The 20,147-nt window shown below is 44.2% G+C and carries 17 protein-coding genes; 9 read left to right on the top strand and 8 right to left on the bottom strand.

What is annotated here, in order from left to right; all coding sequences use genetic code 11:
* The first annotated feature begins 7 nt into the window (after positions 1-7).
* From hemY to NST85_RS10370, 6 genes are all read left to right on the top strand, one after another.
* A complete protein-coding gene (gene hemY, locus NST85_RS10345) occupies positions 8-1,432 on the top strand; it encodes a protoporphyrinogen oxidase (protein ID WP_341189235.1) in 1,425 nt (474 codons plus the stop codon).
* A 334-nt stretch (positions 1,433-1,766) separates the two neighbouring features.
* Positions 1,767-3,086 (top strand): CapA family protein, encoded by a 1,320-nt coding sequence (locus tag NST85_RS10350; protein WP_307393402.1) that lies wholly within the window; start codon positions 1,767-1,769, stop codon positions 3,084-3,086.
* Between the two features lie 258 nt (positions 3,087-3,344).
* Entirely contained in the window at positions 3,345-4,070 is a 726-nt protein-coding gene (locus tag NST85_RS10355) for a glycerophosphodiester phosphodiesterase (RefSeq protein ID WP_341189236.1), read from the top strand.
* Between the two features lie 15 nt (positions 4,071-4,085).
* Positions 4,086-4,724 (top strand): fumarylacetoacetate hydrolase family protein, encoded by a 639-nt coding sequence (locus NST85_RS10360; RefSeq protein ID WP_341189237.1) that lies wholly within the window; start codon positions 4,086-4,088, stop codon positions 4,722-4,724.
* A gap of 2 nt (positions 4,725-4,726) precedes the next feature.
* Positions 4,727-5,542 carry a DUF92 domain-containing protein gene (locus tag NST85_RS10365; RefSeq protein WP_127193864.1) on the top strand — a complete coding sequence of 272 codons (816 nt, stop codon included), beginning with the start codon at positions 4,727-4,729 and terminating at the stop codon, positions 5,540-5,542.
* A gap of 46 nt (positions 5,543-5,588) precedes the next feature.
* Entirely contained in the window at positions 5,589-7,526 is a 1,938-nt protein-coding gene (locus NST85_RS10370) for an ABC-F family ATP-binding cassette domain-containing protein (protein WP_341189238.1), read from the top strand.
* A 353-nt stretch (positions 7,527-7,879) separates the two neighbouring features.
* Here NST85_RS10370 and NST85_RS10375 read toward each other — a convergent pair whose 3' ends face one another.
* The 8 genes from NST85_RS10375 to NST85_RS10410 form a co-directional block, all read right to left on the bottom strand.
* Positions 7,880-12,091 carry an acyl-CoA dehydratase activase-related protein gene (locus NST85_RS10375; protein ID WP_341189239.1) on the bottom strand — a complete coding sequence of 1,404 codons (4,212 nt, stop codon included), beginning with the start codon at positions 12,089-12,091 and terminating at the stop codon, positions 7,880-7,882.
* 20 nt (positions 12,092-12,111) lie between these two features.
* Positions 12,112-12,552 carry a MarR family winged helix-turn-helix transcriptional regulator gene (locus NST85_RS10380; RefSeq protein WP_170220245.1) on the bottom strand — a complete coding sequence of 147 codons (441 nt, stop codon included), beginning with the start codon at positions 12,550-12,552 and terminating at the stop codon, positions 12,112-12,114.
* A gap of 177 nt (positions 12,553-12,729) precedes the next feature.
* The gene (locus tag NST85_RS10385) at positions 12,730-13,500 is read right to left on the bottom strand and encodes a hypothetical protein (RefSeq protein WP_341189240.1); all 771 of its coding nucleotides are present in this window, start codon (positions 13,498-13,500) and stop codon (positions 12,730-12,732) included.
* On the bottom strand, positions 13,487-14,524 hold the full coding sequence (locus tag NST85_RS10390) for a M42 family metallopeptidase (protein WP_341189241.1): 1,038 nt from the start codon (positions 14,522-14,524) through the stop codon (positions 13,487-13,489). Before NST85_RS10390 ends, NST85_RS10385 begins: the two co-directional genes overlap by 14 nt.
* A gap of 37 nt (positions 14,525-14,561) precedes the next feature.
* Positions 14,562-14,885, bottom strand: coding sequence for a LapA family protein (locus NST85_RS10395; RefSeq protein WP_127193797.1), 324 nt, complete (start codon positions 14,883-14,885; stop codon positions 14,562-14,564).
* Between the two features lie 84 nt (positions 14,886-14,969).
* A complete protein-coding gene (gene pepF, locus NST85_RS10400; RefSeq protein ID WP_127193798.1) occupies positions 14,970-16,760 on the bottom strand; it encodes an oligoendopeptidase F in 1,791 nt (596 codons plus the stop codon).
* Positions 16,761-17,013: 253 nt separating this feature from the next.
* The gene (locus NST85_RS10405; protein ID WP_170220246.1) at positions 17,014-17,190 is read right to left on the bottom strand and encodes a hypothetical protein; all 177 of its coding nucleotides are present in this window, start codon (positions 17,188-17,190) and stop codon (positions 17,014-17,016) included.
* 49 nt (positions 17,191-17,239) lie between these two features.
* Positions 17,240-17,473: a hypothetical protein gene (locus NST85_RS10410; RefSeq protein WP_127193799.1), complete on the bottom strand. Its 234-nt coding sequence runs from the start codon at positions 17,471-17,473 to the stop codon at positions 17,240-17,242.
* 296 nt (positions 17,474-17,769) lie between these two features.
* On the opposite strand from NST85_RS10410, the gene NST85_RS10415 reads away from it, so the two are divergent.
* The 3 genes from NST85_RS10415 to NST85_RS10425 all read left to right on the top strand — a co-directional run bounded on the left by NST85_RS10415 (position 17,770) and on the right by NST85_RS10425 (position 20,089).
* Positions 17,770-17,967: a cold-shock protein gene (locus tag NST85_RS10415; protein ID WP_127193800.1), complete on the top strand. Its 198-nt coding sequence runs from the start codon at positions 17,770-17,772 to the stop codon at positions 17,965-17,967.
* Between the two features lie 252 nt (positions 17,968-18,219).
* The gene (locus NST85_RS10420) at positions 18,220-18,963 is read left to right on the top strand and encodes a YebC/PmpR family DNA-binding transcriptional regulator (protein ID WP_127193801.1); all 744 of its coding nucleotides are present in this window, start codon (positions 18,220-18,222) and stop codon (positions 18,961-18,963) included.
* A 172-nt stretch (positions 18,964-19,135) separates the two neighbouring features.
* Positions 19,136-20,089, top strand: a complete 954-nt coding sequence (locus NST85_RS10425; RefSeq protein WP_127193802.1) for a helix-turn-helix transcriptional regulator — start codon at positions 19,136-19,138, stop codon at positions 20,087-20,089.
* Positions 20,090-20,147: the final 58 nt, after the last annotated feature.

Below are 20,147 nucleotides of genomic sequence, written 5' to 3' on the forward strand. Positions count from 1 at the left end.
GTAATCTATGAGTGATACAAATCGCAAAGTCGTCATTATTGGCGGTGGTTTGACTGGATTAAGCGCTGCTTTTTACATACGTAAATTTTACAGGGATAAGGGACTCACCCCGCAAATTACGATTGTGGATAAAGAGAGCAGATTGGGTGGCAAAATTGAGACACTTCACCGGGACGGTTTTGTTATTGAGAAAGGTCCCGACTCTTTTCTGGCACGTAAAACAGCCATGATCGATCTTGCTAAGGAACTAGAGTTAGACCATGAGTTGGTGTCCATGAATCCAGAGGCCAAGAAAACTTATATTGTCAAAAAGCGGGAGCTTCATCCCATGCCTTCGGGACTTGTACTGGGTATTCCCACTGAGCTTGGTCCTTTTCTCAAGACAGGTTTAATTTCTTGGGGGGGGAAGGCCCGGGCAATGTTGGACTTCGTCCTTCCAAGAAGGAAGAGTGAGGAAGATGAATCTCTTGGTGAATTCATTGAACGTAGACTTGGTGCCGAAGTACTTCAGAATGTAACAGAACCCTTGCTTGCTGGTATATATGCTGGAGATACGTACCATCTGAGTCTCCAGTCCACCTTTCCGCAATTTGGGGAGCTGGAACGGAAATACGGTAGTTTGATCAAAGGGATGATGACTGGTAAGAAGCCAGTTGAAACCCATACGGGTACTAAACGCAGCGCTTTTCTTACGTTTCGTCAGGGGTTGCAGAGTCTGATTCACGCATTGGTACATGAATTGGAGGATGTTGATCAGCTGTTAGAAAGTGAAGTTTCATCCATAAGTAAAGTTGATGGAGCGGGAACGGGTTATCAGATCGTATTATCTTCCGGGGAGAGTCTTTCAGCGGATGAAGTAGTAGTAACGACCCCAGCTTTTGCAGCAGCGGAGTTATTACGCCCTCATGTTGACGTTAGTGCAATGGAGGCTATCAACTATGTCTCGGTTGCCAATGTTGTTCTGGCTTTTGATAGGAAAGATTTGAAAGGGCTGTTTGATGGTTCCGGTTTTCTTGTTCCGCGTAATGAAGGGATGAGCATAACTGCCTGTACCTGGACAGGTGTCAAATGGTTGCATACTACCCCAGATGACAAAATGCTACTACGCTGTTATGTAGGGCGCTCTGGTGATGAGCAGAAGGTGTTCCTTTCGGATGAATCGCTTACCGAACTGGTACTTAAAGATCTTCATGAGCTAATGAAGATCACGGCTCGGCCGCTCTTTACTGAGATTACTCGGTTGCCCAAATCAATGCCGCAATATCCTATCCATCATTTGCAGCACATTGCCGGACTACGTCAAAATATGGAATCTTCTCTTCCCGGTGTGTACATTACGGGTGCAGCATTTGAAGGTGTGGGACTGCCAGATTGTATTAGGCAAGCCAAGGAACTGGCTCAACGTATGGCTAATAAGGCCCATAGTAAATAACATGAAGTCCAGAACCCCTCCCTGCAAAAATAGGTTAGGGGTTCTATTTATTTTAGGTTAGCTGATATAATAAAATGAATCATGCTCTATGTTAGCTATACTTCGTTTGCCAAGACGGACATGAGATGCCTTATTTTGTTCAAAAGCATGGATATCGGAGCAATAGCGGACATAGGATACGTTATTCGTTGTTATTGTACTGATTTATCCGAAATTTAGGTCAATAACGGAACCAATGTCCGCCAAATGTGAATAACAGGGTATTTATCAGTAAATAGCGTACTCAGTGTCATGAGCCGTAGATTTAATCAATAAGTCTTTGAAGGAGTAACCGATGTATTTATCCAGAACGGAAAAGAACAAGCGTAGGAAAAAGAAAAAAGGAAAAAAAGGACCACTACAAAACCGCGTTTGGGTCTTGCTGAACGTTACACTAATTGCGGCCATTTTAGTCCTTGGGACATATTATTATGTAGAGGAACGTTTCGGTCAGGGGAGCGAACAGACAACGCAGGGAGATATATCAAGTGATAACCTAGGAAACAACACTCCATCCGAACCGATCATTTCTGAGACTCAAGAGAGTGAAGAGGGAGCGCCTAATGTTGCGGAGAATGGATCGGTAGCAGAAGAGCCAGAGCTTAATTCGGGCTCAGATCAAGGTGAGGAAGATTTGCAACCTGACGAAGGAGCGAAGGCGGATGAAACATTGCTCTTTCACTTTGCGGGAGATACGATGTTCTCTGATCGAGTAGCGCAGACATTGAAAATAGAAGGCTATGAATATCCCTTCAAACATATCAGTGAATTGTTTCAAAAAGATGACCTGAGCATGGTGAATTTAGAGACTCCGGTTACGTCATTCGGCACGAAGGCCGAAGACAAGACATTTGTATTCAAATCTTTACCTGAGATATTGCCCTTCGTGGCTAACTCAGGGATCGATGCGGTCAATTTAGCGAACAATCATATTTTGGATCAAGGTGTAGAGGGATTGCTAGACACGATCTCGCATTTGAAGGAAAATGATATTAAATATGTAGGTGCAGGTAAAGATGCTGATGAGGCTTATGCACCTCTCTATATTGAGCGTAAAGGAATAAAGATTGCGATTTGCGGCTTCAGTCGAGTGATACCTAAGGTAGATTGGGCAGCGGGTAAAGGAAAACCAGGGGTTGCAACTACGTATGATCCCGCTCGTGCCCTGAAAGCGATTCAAACGGCGAAGGAACATGCTGATCTAGTATTAGTTATGGTTCATTGGGGGAAGGAACGCACGACGATTCTTGAGAAGCACCAAACCTCACTTGCGCACGACTACATCGATGCCGGAGCAGACCTTGTGATCGGTGGTCATCCACATGTCATGCAAGGTATAGAACAATACAAAGGCAAATGGATTGCGTACAGTACGGGTAACTTTATTTTTACAAAGAATGCTAAAGTGCCAGATACTTGGGAAACGGCTGTTTTTGAGACGAAGTGTACCCGGGAAGGCGCATGTGACTTGAAATTAATCCCTTATTTAACTGAACTGGGGCAACCAGTTCCAATGAATTCAGAAGACGGAACGAAGTTACTCAGAAGAGTAGAGAGTTTATCCGAAGGTGTAAAAATTTCGGATGCCGGTGAAGTGACCTCAACATCCCCTTAAATGCGAGTTCAAAAAGTCAGGTTTTCAGCACCAAGAGCTTATGCTTACGATGCTGCGTTTTTTCAAAACGCTTCAGAAGGTTGGATAAAGCTAGGGACAGAGGAGCGGAGCGTAGGCAAAACCTACGTGAGCACCGGAGGTCCCGGCTGAATTCAAGATTCGCTGTCGAATATACCTCTTGATTTGCTTCGTGGTCAAAAGATGACTTTTTGAACAATCCCCTTAAGTGATTTGCTGAAGGAAGAAGGCGCTAATGACATGCATAATCTTTGCGTAGCCCATCGAGGGTTCTCTAGTAGGGCTCCTGAGAATACGATGGCAGCGATCTCGCTCGCCATGAAACAGTCTTATGTGCAGTGGGTAGAGGTCGACGTCCAATTATCCAAGGATGGGGTCCCTTTTCTGATCCACGATTATAAGTTAAATCGAACAACAAGCGGACGAGGACTCGTCAAAGATAAAACCTGGGCCGAGCTTAGAACATTGGATGCGGGAAGCTGGAAGTCCAAAGAATATAAAGGGGAACGTTTGATTTCACTCGATGAATTTCTAGACACTATATGTGGCCGCCTCCGAGCCAATATTGAGATTAAGACACAGGGGGATATGTACCCGGGGATTGAGGAAAAGGTGATATCCGCTGTAAAACGGCGTCAGATGCAAAATGACGTGGTGTTGACCTGTTTTGATCCTTTGATCCTAGCAAGGGTGAAGGAAATTAGTCGTGACATCCAAACGGGTCTCATAATAGAAGGTAATCCGAGTGACTTACTCTTACGGTTGCAATTACTTCGATGCTCTTTCCTTTCGATCAATTATCGATATTTGACGGCTGATCTAGTTACCCAGGTAACCAACTATGGAATAACCATCATGGCTTGGACATTGGATAATATCGGAGCAATAAAATCGATTGCTGCCATGCATAAAGGAATATTAATCTGCACGAATAAACCGGATATTTGGTATCAAGCTATGTTTTAAAGGGGGACTTAATTAATGAATAGATTGATTCAGAACGTATATTGTGTTGGACGAAACTACCGCTTACATGCCGAAGAGCTTGGAAATGAAGTACCATCTGAGCCTATGATATTTATGAAACCTTCACATGCGATCGTCGCAATGGATGGAAATACACTGTACTTACCTGAAGGGCGCGGAGAGATTCATTATGAAACAGAGCTGGTACTAAGAATAGCTCGTCCCTATGAACCGGGTATTTCAGTAGATGATCTCGTTGATGTAATGGCATTTGGTATTGATTTCACATTACGAGATGTGCAAAGTGATTTGAAGAAGAAGGGACATCCTTGGACGGCAGCTAAAGGGTTTCGAAATTCAGCACCGATGACTCCTTATATTGCTTTTCCTGGGAGTTCTCAGACTGCAGTAGAAGACTTCACACTTTCCAAGAATGGTGAGATCGTACAGCGAGGCAATATTAATAACATGATATTCTCGTTACAATCGATAGTGGACTTTATAGCAAAGCGATACGGGCTAGATGAAGGAGATCATATCTTCACAGGAACCCCTGAGGGTGTTGGTCCAGTGTTTGCAGGGGACAAGCTGGAGATCGCATATGGTACTAGGGAGTTGGGAAGCTGTAGCATTCAATACGGCTTATCATTATGATAATCAATTGGATTATTGGGGCGCTCTGCGCCCTCTTTGTGTCAGTAGCTGCATATAGGAAGGGCTCCCTTTCCTTATCCGGGATGTTGGCAGCTATCGTGATGGGAACGGTGTATTATGGTGCCGGAAATAGCTTCTGGTTCGGTATTTTGTTGTTGTTTTTCGTGACCTCATCAGTATTCTCTAAATTCCGCGGAGACCGAAAGCTGGAACTGGAGAAATCCTATGCCAAAAGCGGGCGAAGAGATATGATGCAAGTATTCGCCAATGGGGGATTGGGGATGCTGGCCTGTCTAGGTAATTTCTTTTGGCCAGATCCAGCTTGGGGATATTTCTTCGTGGGCTCGATGGCCGCGGTTACGGCTGACACATGGGCGACGGAGTGGGGAGGTTTAAGCAAGAAAGCGCCAATATCGATTATGACCTGGAAAAGAGTTCCTGCCGGAACGTCGGGTGGAGTGTCTCTGCTAGGAAGTTCAGCTGCATTAGCAGGAGCTATTATGATTGGCGGTGCGGCTTGGATACTGTTACACTGGATAGGTGACGGCGAATCTTCCTCTCTTTTACTAGTGAAATGGGTTATAATAGGTGGGTTATCTGGGTTTGTTGGAGCCTTTGCTGACTCACTACTTGGTGCAACTCTCCAAAAAATGAACCGCTGTGTCGTTTGCGGTAAGAGTGTCGAAGTAAGCGTCCATTGTGACCGAAGTACGGTTCATGAGCGGGGATTACATTGGCTAAATAATGATATGGTAAATTTGATCAGTGCTCTAGCTGCTGGATGCCTTGCATGGGCGCTCGGGATGATCTGGATATAAGGTTTATAGCTTGTATAAAGTCTATATAGAGAAGTAGGGAACCTGAATGAACATAATGATAGTTGAACATTTAAGTAAAAGTTACGGGGAAAAGATATTGTTCGAAGATGTCTCCTTTGGTATGGATGAGAACGACAAAATCGGCGTAATCGGTGTGAATGGGACGGGGAAATCTACATTTCTCCGCGTGATCGCTGGATTAGATGAACCTGATGGTGGACGCGTGGCATTGAACAATGATGCTCGAATTACTTTTTTGGCTCAGAATCCTGAGTTTGATCCCGACATAACAGTGCTTAGAGCTGTATTCCAGGGTGGTAGTCCAGAGCTTCAGGCTGTGTCTTCTTATCTGGAAGCGGCGGAACTGTTGGAGCAACATCCGACAGAGGCTGGATACCAGGAACAAATGACTAAATGGAGCCAAGAAATGGATCGGTTGCAGGCCTGGGGGCTTGAGAGTGAAGCCAAAAGTGTGTTATCTAAACTTGGAATTCCTGATTTCAGTAAAAAAATGGGGACCTTATCAGGGGGACAACGTAAGCGTGTTGCTTTGGCATCGGCGCTGATTCTTCCTTCTGAGCTACTCATTCTGGATGAGCCTACAAACCATATTGATAATGATTCTGTTGCCTGGTTGGAGGCGTACTTGCAGAAACGACGCGGGGCGTTACTACTAATTACCCATGATCGTTATTTCCTAGACCGGGTTTGTAATGTAATGCTTGAGATGGATCACGGCCGTTTATTCCGTTATGAAGCCAATTACAGCCGATTTTTAGAGCTTAAGAGCGAGCGAGAGGAACGAGAAGCTTCGACAGAACAGAAACGGAAAAATCTGTTGCGCACGGAACTTGCTTGGATTCGTCGTGGAGCTAAGGCGAGATCAACGAAACAGAAGGCGCGTATTGATCGATTTGAAAAGCTACAAGGTGCGAAGAACATTTACAAAAATGATTCGCTTGATATCTCTGTTACTTCAACAAGGTTAGGCCGCAAAATTGTTGAAATATCCGGCTTGCGCAAATCGATAGGAGATCGTCTACTCATTGACGATTTGACTTATATTGCAGTTCCTGGCGATCGGGTTGGCATCGTTGGTCCGAACGGTAGTGGTAAGTCGACCCTGTTGAATATGATTGCCGGTCTTATAGAGCCTGATCAAGGCGAGGTCATGTTAGGTGGGACTGTTAAGCTAGGCTATTTCACGCAGGAACATCAGGAGATGGATGGAAAGCAGCGTGTGATCGAGTATATTAAAGACGAGGCAGAGGTAATAACGACTGCAGATGGATCGCGGATCACGGCAGCACAAATGTTGGAGCGGTTTCTTTTTGAGCCTGCGATGCAGTGGACTCCGATTGAGAAGTTATCAGGCGGCGAGAAGAGAAGGCTTTATTTGCTCCGTGTGCTGATGGCAGCTCCGAATGTCCTTTTACTTGATGAACCTACAAACGATCTCGATATCGGAACATTGACCGTGCTAGAGGCGTATTTGGACGAGTTCCCAGGCGCTGTGTTCGTTGTATCTCATGATCGGTATTTCCTCGACCGGACGGTGGATAAAATTATGGCCTTCGAAGGCGAGGGTGCTGTTGCTGTTCATGTTGGAGATTACAGTGAATATGAGGAACGCAATCAAGGTATCACTGAGGCGAATAAAGAGAAGAGTGATGCGACACAGAATACTAGTACTACAACTACTGCATCTACCGGAACGGCGGGGAAGGAATCCAACGTTGAAAAGCTTAAATTCAGCTATAAAGAGCAGCGGGAATACGAAGCGATTGATGGGATGATTGAGGCGGCGGAACAACGGATCGCTGATATAGCGAGCAACATGGAATCCGCGGCAAGCGATGCTTCATTACTCCAAGCACTGATGACCGAACAGAAGGCAGCAGAAGATGAACTAGAACAACTACTAGAGCGCTGGACTTATTTAAATGAAATGGCTGAGAAAATAGAGAGTCAACGTAACGGGTAAGTTGTGGTTCGCTTGCTCACCGCAGGCGGTATTCTTACCGCTATGATCATGTTCATAAGAAGGCTTTGAAAGAACATTTTGAACATGACTGAATCTTTTCTTTGTAATTAAAAAGAGAAGTAGACAAAAGGTCAGGTTAAGGTGATTATCCTTGACCTGACCTTTTTGTATTGTTGGTTCAGTGGCCTATGCTGGAAGTAGCGGAGAGGACGGAACGATTGTGTAAAAGCGTAAGCGGTCGCCTTTGTCTCCAAATTTACTCCGCTAAGGATAATTCAATAAATTTGGAGACAACAGCGATTGAAACGGGCGGTCCGTTCTCGCAGCGTCTCCCACAATACCTACTATTCTGGTCAGCACAGAACCCCGCTCGCTATCGACATCATCAACTTGATCCTGTTAATTTGGTTCATTTCACTTACACCGGCATCATAATCAATGGCTGTAATATTAGCACCAGGATATAGTTCTTTCAGTCCTTTAACCATGCCACGTCCCGTGATATGGTTGGGCAGACATGCAAACGGCTGAATACATACGATGTTATTCACTCCATGATCGAGTAGCTCCATCATCTCGGCAGTGAGGAACCAACCTTCGCCCATTTGGTTACCGATGGAGACCAATCGGCTTGCCTTGTCAGCGAGGCTGTAGATACTCTCAGGAGGGTCTAGGTGCGGACTTCCCTCAAGTGCCTGTTTCATTGGCTTGCGATACAATTCCAAGTATCCGATCAGCATGGGGTTCAGAAAACCTAGCATTTTGTTCTTACCCATTTGATCGGCCTTATAGATTGGATTGAATAGACAATAGAACATGAAGTCGAGAAAGTCAGGAACAACTGCTTCGCCACCCTCGGCCTCGATTACTTCTACGATTTTGTTATTGGCATCGGGATGGAATTTAATAAGAATCTCCCCGACTATGCCCACACGTGGTTTGGTTACTGAGATTAATGGCAGGGACTGAAACTCCTTGACCATACTACGTATGTTCTCTTTATATTGTCGGAAGGAGAAACTTTGCAGCGAAAGTTTGCTTAGTTCCATCCATTTACGGAACAAGATCTCTGTATCACCCTTGTTCGATTCATAAGGACGATATCGATAGAGAAGCCGCATTAACAGGTCCCCATAACAGGAAGCGGCGATGAGTCGATTGATTGTTTTTAAGTTTAATTGGAACCCGGGTTGATTCTCCATCCCAGAAACATTCAGCGAAATGACAGGGATCTGCTCCATGTTCGCCTCTTTGAGTGCTTTACGTAGTAAGGCAATATAATTTGTTGCCCGACAACCTCCACCCGTCTGAGATAGGATTACAGCAGTTCGATTGTGATCGTAATCACCACTTCGCAAAGCCTTCATGATTTGTCCGATGGTCATAATGGCTGGATAGCATGCATCATTGTTAACGAACTTTAATCCTTCATCCGTTGCCTCTTTACTAGCAGTTTCCAGTATCTTGAGCCTATATCCTGCTTCACGAAATACCGTCTCAAACAGTTCGAAATGAATAGGAGACAGTTGAGGTGCGAGAATAGTATAGGTTTCTTTCATAAGTTTAGTAAATGAAGCAGGGGCAGCGGGTGCGGTGGAAAGTTGAGCTGTGATTTGACGATCCTCTCGTTCTCTCATCGCTGCGAGTAAAGAACGCAGACGAATTCGCGCCGCTCCTAAGTTACTGATCTCATCTACTTTTATTAATGTGAAGGTCTTGTTGTGACTTTCCAGAATCTCCTGTATAGCATCAGCAGTTATAGCATCGATACCACATCCAAACGAGGTAAGCTGTACAAGCTCAAGATCATCCCGCTCGCCGACAAAATAGGCAGCACGGTACATTCTACCGTGATAGGTCCACTGATTGACGACAGAAAGAGGGTGTTTCACAATGCCTAGATGGGTCACAGCATCTTCTGTAAGGACCGCAACCCCCATCCCGATGATCAATTCGGCTATGCCGTGATTAATTTCAGGGTCGGCATGATAAGGATGGCCGCAGAGTACGATCCCTTTTCCGCCGGTTCGTTCTAGATGGGCTAGCGTCTCGTCACCTTTGTTGCGGATATCTTCTTTAGCCTGCCAGGATTCAGTGAGCGCCTCATCAACCGCAGATAGTAGTTCTTCTTTTGGGATATCTGCGAACGTTTCTTGTAGTCGTTTCTTGAGCACAGAGACGTTATCGAAGTTCAGAAATGGACTGATTAGCGGAATCCCCGATTCCTTGAGTCCATCCATATTGGTGCGAATCACCTCGGGATAGGAGGCGACAACAGGGCAGTTGAAATGATTGTCTGCTTTCTCGTCTTCTCTCTTCTCGTAAATGACCGCAGGATAGAAGATGAAATCCACCTTACTACGGATGAGACTTTCGATATGACCATGAGCTAGCTTGGCAGGGTAGCAGACTGATTCTGAGGGAATCGTCTCCATCCCGCGCTCATACAATTTCTTACTAGATTTAGGCGACAGAACAACCCTATAACCTAGCTGTGAAAAGAAGGTATGCCAGAACGGATAATTTTCAAACATGTTAAGTACTCGTGGTATCCCGACGGTTCCCCGAATAGCCTGTGCAGGTTCTAGTGAAGTGTAATTAAAAATCCGTTCATATTTGTACTCCACCAAATTCGGTAGATCGCTCTTCGCCTTCTTCTGATTCGCCCCTCGTTCACAGCGATTGCCTGTGACATGGAAGCTTTTATCTGGAAAGCGGTTAACGGTTAAAGCACATGTATTACTACAGAGATTACATCTGGCCTGTGACACCTCGTAAGCGAAGCTACCTAGTTCTTCCTGTGGGAGGAGGGTGCTAGTGCTATTCTCGTTACTCCGCTCTTTGGCAATAAGTGCCGAACCGTAGGCTCCCATTATGCCCGCAATATCAGGCCGTATAACATGCCGACCCGTCAGATTCTCGAATGCGCGTAACACAGCATCATTACAGAATGTACCGCCTTGAACGATAATATGTTGGCCCATTTCCTCGGGATTGCGGATTTTGATTACTTTTTGTAGCGCATTCTTAATGACAGAATAAGCAAGTCCGGCGGAGAGATCGGGAAGGGAGGCCCCTTCCTTCTGAACCTGCTTTACCTTGGAATTCATGAACACCGTACAACGGGATCCTAGATCCACAGGTTTGGTAGATAGAAGAGCCTGCTTAGCGAACTCAATAATGTCGACTCCGAGCGCTTTGGCGAAGCTCTCAAGAAATGATCCACATCCCGCTGAACAAGCCTCATTTAGCATAAGGCTATCTATCGCTCCACCACGAATCTTGATGCATTTCATATCTTGACCACCGATATCAAGGATGAAATCAACATCCGGCATGAAATGCGCGGCTGCTCTATAATGAGCAACAGTCTCAACTTCACCGCCATCGATACGGAAAGCGGTCTTAATTAGACCCTCCCCGTATCCTGTAACACAGGAGTTAGCAATGAAGCAGCCCTGTGGTAATAGCTCGTAGAGCTCCTGTAGAGCACTTGAAAGAGAGTTTAGTGGATTGCCTTTATTTCCTGCGTAAAAAGTATGTAAAATTTGATTGTCTGATCCGATGAGTACCAGCTTGGTTGTAGTAGAGCCCGCATCAATACCTAGAAAGCACGGACCAATGTAAGTAGCAAGTTCGGAGCGTGGTGCTGCTGCGCTGCTGTGGCGAAGCTGAAAGGCTTCAAGTTCCTCGTTATTCGCGAAAAGGGGAGGGAGCAGGGCATCTGAATTTTGATCTGCACTGAAGTTGACACCTGCTAACTTTTGCTGCCACTCCAATAAACCTAGGGAAGGACCTTCCGTTCCGTGCAAGCAAGAACCAATTGCTACAAAGTAATGAGCATTTGCTGGGAAAATGACCTCGTCCTGAGATAAACCTAACGTTACAATGAAACGCTCACGTAATTGTGGAAGAAATGTCAGCGGTCCACCTAAGAAAGCGATCTTACCCTTGATAGGTCGTCCGCAGGCTAATCCACTAATCGTCTGGTTAACGATACTTTGAAATATAGAAGCTGCGATGTCTTCTCTCCGAGCTCCTTCGTTAAGGAGTGGCTGAACATCTGTCTTAGCGAAAACCCCGCAACGCGAGGCAATAGGGTAAATCGTTTCATGGCGACTTGCCAAATCATCTAATCCTGCCGGATTGGTCTCAAGTAGCGCCGCCATTTGATCAATGAACGCACCTGTTCCCCCTGCACAAGCATTATTCATCCGTTGTTCGATGCCACCAGTGAAATAAATAATTTTCGCATCCTCACCGCCAAGCTCAATAGCTGTATCGCTCTCAGGAGCGATATGTTTAATCGCTTTACTACAAGCGACCACTTCTTGGAGGAAGGGGATACCACCTAACTTGGATAATGCTAGTCCTGCTGATCCACTGATACATACGGTGGCCTCTGCATTCGGAAATTGATGGCTTACATTGTCCCATAAGGAGATAATTGCAGTTTGTATATCACTATAATGTCGAACGTATTCTTGATATACGATCTCTAACTCGTTCATGACAATGATTTTGGCAGTTGTTGATCCAATGTCCATTCCAATATGAAGTAACATGGCTGTTCACCTATCCCTGCTTAAATTTGATCTATCCCGGAGAATTTCTCGCGAATTAATTCCAGTGACTGAACGAACAAACAGAGTTGTTCTTTGGAGAAATCGTGAAGCATGGTCTCAAACATCGCATTGCGTTTGTGGACCATCTCCTCTAATGCCAACTTTCCTTCAGGTGTCATCTGAATCCAGCAAACTCGCTTGTCTTCTTTGTCTTTGATCCGTTCCAAGAGGCCCTCAGCCACCAATTTGTTCAACGCGATGGTGTTAGCACTCGAAGAGAGCCCGACGACATCGGCGATATGGGAGACCATACATTTCTGACTTCTGTAGACAGCAAGAAGGATGAAGAATTTACTAGGCAGAATGTTGTCGCCGTCGCTAAAAAATAATCGACCCATATTATGTGCTATCTCAAGCGTAGTTTCACATATGTTCTCTATAACTTCAGTACTGGGGTTCATAAATTGCCACATCCTTTACACTTCGTAAAAGGTTTTATGATAAAGCTTTATAATCAAACCATATCATGACATACGGGCTGAAAGGCTGTGAGAAATGTAACACTATATGGAAAAAAATTCATATGATTCACCAAAAAAACACGTAAGAAGCGCCGGTTTTGGCTACTTCTTACGTGTTTATTTAATGACTATGATTTGCTTAAGATCCCGTGAATCGCCGGGTAACATGATCTCTGCTGCGTTCAACTGGGATGAACCATCGCCGTCAAGGAATATCCCTTCCTTCTTGGAGCCTGGAGCAATCGTGCTTTGTACAGCATCTCTAAATTCCGCAGCCGTACAACGAGTGGGTGTAACGATGAGCCAAAGCTTTCCTGAATCGTCATAGACGAGGCCGGAACGGAGGCGTTGCTCATCCGGGTTTGGAAGGTGCTCACGCTCAATAGCAGCACTCCATAGGTCATCGTTCTGTAAATTCATGCTCACGCCACCTTGGGCAAAATAGTGGCTTCTATCCATAACTTCAATCTCTTCAACTGTGGAGACAACTTGTATAGAGAAGCGGCTTGCTGTTTCGTCCCATACCAGTGTACCTCGATCATATTTGGTATTAAACCATCCAGAGCCAAATTCTCCGGCTGTTCCTTTGACAGGAATGTCATTGTTCACTGCGATATTCAATACGGAATCCTCATAGAAAAATCCACCGTTTATTCCGTATAAATGGTATTCGCTCAGAGGTTTATCAGCTGCTCTTAGTTCAATATGCTCCGGCTTTACAGCGAGTGCATGAACCTTGACGCCATTGCGAGCTTCTATTTCATGATAAGTATAAGGATGGGGAAGAAGGTTGGTTCGCCCCCATAACAACATGAGCACAATGCAGAAGGTAATGGCCAACGCTGAAGCAGTGGCTATACCTAATCGATGTAGTTCAGTCTTTAACATATGCGGCTAGCAGTCGCGTTGTATTCAAGATAGCCTGTTTGTGGGTGCGTTCCATGGCATGGGATGCATGAACACCAGGACCAATGAGTGCTGCGCGGATGTTATGACCTGCAGACAGCGCAGCAGAAGCATCGGATCCATAGTGCGGATAAATGTCCACCGCATAAGAGATATTCAGCTCTTTAGCTAGCTCAATGAGCTTACCGGTCATTTCATAATCATAAGGTCCGCTAGAGTCTTTGGCACAAATTGAAACATCGGTTTCTTTGCAGCTAAGGTCGTCGCCCATAGCGCCCATGTCAACAGCGATCATTTCATGAATACCCTCTGGGATCCATGAAGCTCCATGTCCTACTTCTTCAAAGTTAGAGATAAGGAACACGAGATCATGGCGTGGAACCCAACCTTCACGCTTACTTGATTCAAGCAGTCCAAATAGAGCGGCAACACTTGCTTTATCATCCAAATGTCGAGATTTCACATAGCCACTAGGTGTAATCACAGCACGTGCATCGAACGAGATGAAATCTCCTGGTGAAATCCCCAGTTTCAGCACGTCTTCTTTATTTTCAACTACTTCGTCGATACGTACTTCCATGTTACTTTCAATACGTTTAAAGTCCCGTGCGTCACTGTATACATGAACGGATGGATGGGTCGACAGAATAGTTCCACTATATGTCTTACCACTGCGGGTGTGAATGGTACAGTATTCATTCTCTATACTGTGCATCATGAATCCACCCACAGAAGTGATAGCAAGTGTACCACGCGATGTAACCGAGCGGACCATGGCACCAAGTGTATCCACGTGTGCGCTGAGTGCGATAACTCGGGAGGAATCTTTCCCTTTCACACGCAGAATCGCACCACCCTTTTCATTTTGGGAAAAAGGGATATCAAGTGATTCCGCTTCAGCTTGAATCACTTTCATAATGTCATGAGTGAATCCGCTTGGGCTAGGAGTTTGAAGTAGGGTTGTTAGAAGATTCAAAATATAAGATTCATTTAGTTGTATGTCCAAATCGAAAAGCCTCCTAATTCTAAATGCTTGTGTTTTGTTATTTTGTGTTGATTTCTTCTTCGGGAGCGGGAATTTCGGATGCCATGGCTTCCGGAGCAGTATATCCGGTTGCTTCTTGAATATGTAGAAGTTGGGCCTTTAAGGCTTTAACTTCTCTTTGCAGACGGTATCCACGGTAAATTCCGAAGGAACCGACAATGATACCACCAAGTAACGTACAACCGAGAATGAGTAGAATTAACGGTATGTCCACGGAACCGGCAAACAGATTCACATGTACAGGGTCCACGTTCATGACAGCAAATACGGCAGTGATTAATGCAAAGATTAGCGCAAGGATCAGAGACCATTGAATTTTCACCTTAGGAAAAACCTCCTTTATACTTTAATGACAGTATAAAATCCCTTACTCTAAGGAGCAAGGGATTTATTTACAGAGCGGCAGTTACTTGGTCAAGTTCTCCATTTGTTCAATCAGTTCTTCGAAGATATTCATCGCATCGCGAATCGGTTGAGGAGAGGACATATCTAGCCCAGCTTTTTTGAGAATGTTGATGGAATAGTCACTACCACCACTCTTTAAGAAGCTCAGGTAACGATCTACTGCTGGTTGACCTTCTTCAAGAATCTTCTTCGAGAAACTGGTTGCCGCTGAGAATCCAGTAGCATATTTGTACACATAAAAGCTGTTATAGAAATGAGGGATTCTTGCCCACTCCATTTCAATCTCTTTATCCACAGCCATTTGCTCACCATGATATTTAACATTGAGGTCGTAGTAAATCGACGATAACTCTTGTGGGGTTAAGGAGATACCCACTTCAGCCCGTTCATGAATAATCTTCTCGAACTCAGCAAACATAGTTTGACGGAATACGGTAGTCCGGAACTGATCTGCATAGTAAGTTAGAAGATACAGCTTTTGTTTCGGATCAGTGGATTTCTTCAACAGGTAATCCATCAATAAAGCCTCATTCGTCGTCGAAGCTACTTCGGCGAGGAAGATGGTATATTGTGCATCACGGTAATCCAAGTTCTCGTCTGAGAAATAGGAATGTAGAGCATGACCCATTTCATGAGCTAGCGTAAACATGCTGTTCAGATTCTCATTGTGATTCAGTAGTACGTAAGGGTGGGTGCCGTAAGCCCCCCAGCTATAAGCTCCTGTACGTTTTCCCTCATTCTCGTAGACATCAATCCAGCGGTTGTCGAAACCTTCGCGAAGTGCTGTGAGATAATTTTCACCGAGTGGTTTCAAAGCTTCTTCAACCATCTTCTTAGCTTCGTCATAGGTGATGTCCCACTTGTATTCCTCTACCAGTGGAGCAAATAGATCGTACATGTGAAGCTCATCCACGCCAAGCAGTTTCTTACGTAGCTTCATATAGCGTTGTAAGAGTGGAAGACTCTCATGAATCGTGTCGATTAGGTTAGTGTATACTTCCTTCGGTATGTTATCGCCATATAGAGCCATTTCCAGTACGGAAGGGTATTTGCGAACTTGTGAATAGAAGATATTCTTATTTACATTGGCATTTAATGTAGCAGCAATCGTATTTTTTTGCTTACCATAGGTCTCATATATTGCTTTAAATGCTCGTCGGCGCACATCACGATTTGGGTTCTCTAGGAATTGAATGTAACTACCATGAGTGAGCTCAACTTCGTTGCCGTTCTCGTCTTTAATCTTTGGAAACTTGATATCCGCATTATTGATCATACCGAAAATTTGTTGTGGTGCTTGAGATAGGTTACCAACTTGTGCTAGTAATGCTTCCTCAGTTTTACTAAGTACATGTGCTTTCTCGCGTTTGATCTCTTGCAGAGTGAATTTATAAGGTGCCAGATCAGGATGTTCAATTAATTGATCAAGTTCTTGCTCAGGTAGAGATAAAATCTCCGGTGTAATGTAAGAGAGTGCCTCACTGATCTCAACGCTAAGTTTCTTTGCTTTTTGTACAAGTGCTTGGTATGTAGAGTTTGTTGTATCTTCATCATGGTTGAGATGGGCATATACATATAACCGTTCGATTTCTAGTGAAAGTTTGTCTTCAAGTGTAAAAATAGCCTTGATGTTCTCCGCGGTATTCAGTTTACCCTCAAATTCGGAAGCCTTCTTCTTCATCACTTTCAATTCATCGTATGTTTTATCCCAAGCTTTTTGATTTTCAAATAAATCTTCTAGTTTCCAACGGTTCTCAGTTGGCACCTCAGAACGTTTCGGTAATGTGCTCATTGGAATCCTCCTTTGTTTTGGGGAAAATGATGGCTGTTCATTCTTAGCAGTTGTCCCGTTTGGTATTGCCGCAAGTAGCAGGGAGCAGGATAATAGGAGGGGGAGCAATGGAACTCTTTTCATACAGGACCTCCTTTTCATGTCTGGAGACCGCTAGCGTACGGATCGGAATTGCTTGTGATCTTTACGCTAATGGCGTTTTCCTAGTATGACCCTCTATACTGCGAAATATTTCCACTACAGTTTAGTGTTTTTACAAAGTCCAGAAACTATAAACGATCAAGCAAAAGGCAACTACGACCATAAAAAGCGACGCAATGGCTAGACCTCGTTTTAATTGCGGAGGAATATTAGCCTTGGACATGACCACAACAGCACCAAGCGCAAATGCCGCTATAATAAAAATTAGAATATTTGAACTACTATCCATGAGATCACCCCAACTCTTTTAGATTATAATCCTGTTCGTGCAGAGCGGATTAAACCTCCTTGAAGGCGTTCATGATTTCGGTCCATTCTTCTTCTCGGCCTACAAAATCTTCCTTAGGGAAGTGGTTTTTCGCCCAATGCATCAAGGCAGGACGGCTAAGGAAAGTCTGTGTTTCTTCGCCCCATTGGTCTGAAATTTCCCGAACAACGATATATTTTCCTTGCACCTCTACTGTCAACATGTTCCATTTGTCTCTCTTGTATATTTCATGCTTTTTTATCATTTTGTATTACTCCAGTCTCTACATCTATATAGAAATGAACGAAAGAAGATGACACCCTTCAAACTCATATTAAGGCTATATGGGATGCGCCAGAATTAGCTTCAGTTCAATCTATCTAATAGAAGGTATTTTTATGTTAAAATGATAACGCACGCCCCAATGGAAAGCAAATAAAAAGCGGAATGTTTATGTTCCAAATAAATTTACGAAATCATGACACATTGCATTGTCTCTTTCCATAGAGTATAATATAATTATTCGTCCATGATGGCGATTATTTTTAGGAGGTTGTTCATTTGAAAGGTACAGTTAAATGGTTTAACGCAGAAAAAGGTTATGGTTTTATCTCAGTTGAGGGTGGCGAAGATGTATTTGTACATTTCTCCGCAATTCAAGACGAAGGATTCAAAACATTAGATGAAGGCCAAGCCGTAGAGTTCGATATTACTGACGGTAACCGTGGTCAACAAGCTGCTAACGTAATCAAATTATAAGATCACTTCCGGTAACGGATCACTTATAAAGTTTGGTTTCAAGCATGATATGGAAGGCACAGCTCCCAAAGGGCTGTGCCTTTTTTTGGCATATGGGCAGGGTGGCCCTTATGTAACTATTTTCACTTTAGGAGCTCTTTCCTTTTGACCTATTTATAGTGAGAGTGATAAACTAATGTGGTAACTACTTTTTTCTGGGAAATTAACTAGGTTGATTTCTGCAGTAATACATTTGGTGGGGAGCGTTTAGTTATGAAGTTCAAACTATTTAAAGATCGCAAAGGGAAAGCGGATCAGGCTAAGAACAACCAATGGGTTAAAATGAGCCGCGATATTTATATGCAAGCACGTAAAGGTGGACCCAACCCGGAAGCCAATTTTGGATTGAAAACGGCGATTGCTAATGCTAGGGCGATTAAAATGCCGGCTGATAACATCGAACGAGCAATCAAAAAAGCATCCGGATCAACTGATAGCGTTGAATACGAAGAAATTTATTATGAAGGATACGGCCCTGGCGGAGTAGCCATTATGGTAAAATGCCTGACGGATAACCGTAACCGTACTGCAGCTGATATTAGATCGATATTTAATAAAAGAGGCGGCAACATGGGTGAATCCGGTTGTGTAGCTTATATGTTTGATCAGAAAGGTATGCTTGTCATTAATCGGGAAGAATTCGAGGACTTGGACGAGGATACGTTGATGATGCAAGCACTTGAGGCGGGAGCCGAGGACATGAATGTTCATGAGGACAGTTATGAAGTGCTAACTCATCCGCATGAACTTGAGATTGTTAAGAGTGCTTTAGAAGCATCTGGTTTGCAATTTAGTAGTGCTGAAGTACGTTGGATTCCACAGAACACAGTGGCTGCCGATGGTGAGAACGCGGAGAAGTTGCTTAAGATGATGGATGCATTCGAAGATAACGATGATGTCCAGGACGTATTCGCTAACTTCGAAATTAGTGAAGAAGAGATGGAGCGTATCGGATAAGTAGCCGATCGGCTAGATATACACCTTTGAAGAGGCTATCCTTACAAGTAGATCAAATCTAACTTGAAGGGCAGCCTTTTTTTTATAAAGAAAATGGGTTCTAGATATAATTGGTGACAATCTGTTGTCACCAAATGGCTGTTATGATGAAAGAGAACAGGGAGGAAGCAACATGAAGAGAATGGACCGAATGATGGCGATTTTGATGGCTTTGCAGCAAAGGTCAGAAACAGCCCAATCTCTCGCAGATAAATTTGAAGTTTCCAAGCGGACGGTATTGCGTGATATGCAGGCTTTATCAGAAATGGGAGTCCCTCTATACGCTTTAGCTGGTCCTGGAGGAGGATACCGCTTAATGGAGGGATTCCACCTTCCACCGCTTCATTTGGATCGTGATGAAGTCTTGACCGTGCTGGTGGCGCTCGATGGGATGGCTAAATACAGTGATGGTCCTTTTCACTCTGCAAGATGGACAGTAATCGATAAGATCCGTGCGGTTCTGCCTGAACAGACGCTTCAACTGGTTAGTCCGTTGCTTCAAACTGTTGAGATGGAGGTACCCAAACGTCACTTTAAAACGCCACATCTTAACGCATTGATGACCTATACAGCTAACTCCCAATGGTTAAAAGTGATGTATCGTTCGCAAAATTACCATCGCAGTCTTGATATCTTACCTCGGCGAGTATATGCCGCCCATGGTTTTTGGTACTGTGAAGCTTATTCTCAGTTACATGGGGAAGTACGATCGTTGCGTATTGATCGAATGGAGACCGTGGAAGAAATTGATTATCCGATTCATGAGTTGGAGAAGAAAATACTACAGGATAACTCGGTCCAGAGTCATTCAGATAAGGAAGGTTCGATTTACATATTTGCTAAACTCACTTACCGTGGAGCGTTGTTAGCAGAGCAGGATACTCATATGGGACATATGGTCAGCCAGGTTGGGGACGAGGAGTGGGAGGTAGCTTTTCAATGCCCCATGGAAGAATGGAACTGGGCGATTACTTTTTTCTTCAACATGGGGCTTGATGCACAGATTATAGAACCCCCTCAGTTAATAGAGGAAATAAGGGAACGAGCTCGCTGTTTAATGGACAGATATAGTCACGTACAAATGTAATGCTTTCGAAGTAGTTTCGAACGAAGTTAATCTTTGAAGTAACGCTTACAAAACTAAG

It is taken from the genome of Paenibacillus sp. FSL K6-2524 (genome assembly GCF_038005525.1).
In the GTDB taxonomy this organism is placed as follows: Bacteria; Bacillota; Bacilli; order Paenibacillales; family Paenibacillaceae; genus Fontibacillus; species Fontibacillus anaericanus.

Bases quoted from the DNA above. Each gene is read 5' to 3' on its own strand.
- pepF (WP_127193798.1), bottom strand. From the start codon at position 16,760: ATGAGCACATTACCGAAACGTTCTGAGGTGCCAACTGAGAACCGTTGG.
- NST85_RS10370 (WP_341189238.1), top strand. From the start codon at position 5,589: ATGAACATAATGATAGTTGAACATTTAAGTAAAAGTTACGGGGAAAAG.
- NST85_RS10385 (WP_341189240.1), bottom strand. From the start codon at position 13,500: ATGTTAAAGACTGAACTACATCGATTAGGTATAGCCACTGCTTCAGCG.
- hemY (WP_341189235.1), top strand. From the start codon at position 8: ATGAGTGATACAAATCGCAAAGTCGTCATTATTGGCGGTGGTTTGACT.
- NST85_RS10425 (WP_127193802.1), top strand. From the start codon at position 19,136: ATGAAGAGAATGGACCGAATGATGGCGATTTTGATGGCTTTGCAGCAA.
- NST85_RS10375 (WP_341189239.1), bottom strand. From the start codon at position 12,091: ATGTTACTTCATATTGGAATGGACATTGGATCAACAACTGCCAAAATC.
- NST85_RS10410 (WP_127193799.1), bottom strand. From the start codon at position 17,473: ATGATAAAAAAGCATGAAATATACAAGAGAGACAAATGGAACATGTTG.
- NST85_RS10380 (WP_170220245.1), bottom strand. From the start codon at position 12,552: ATGAACCCCAGTACTGAAGTTATAGAGAACATATGTGAAACTACGCTT.
- NST85_RS10405 (WP_170220246.1), bottom strand. From the start codon at position 17,190: ATGGATAGTAGTTCAAATATTCTAATTTTTATTATAGCGGCATTTGCG.
- NST85_RS10355 (WP_341189236.1), top strand. From the start codon at position 3,345: ATGCATAATCTTTGCGTAGCCCATCGAGGGTTCTCTAGTAGGGCTCCT.
- NST85_RS10420 (WP_127193801.1), top strand. From the start codon at position 18,220: ATGAAGTTCAAACTATTTAAAGATCGCAAAGGGAAAGCGGATCAGGCT.
- NST85_RS10360 (WP_341189237.1), top strand. From the start codon at position 4,086: ATGAATAGATTGATTCAGAACGTATATTGTGTTGGACGAAACTACCGC.
- NST85_RS10350 (WP_307393402.1), top strand. From the start codon at position 1,767: ATGTATTTATCCAGAACGGAAAAGAACAAGCGTAGGAAAAAGAAAAAA.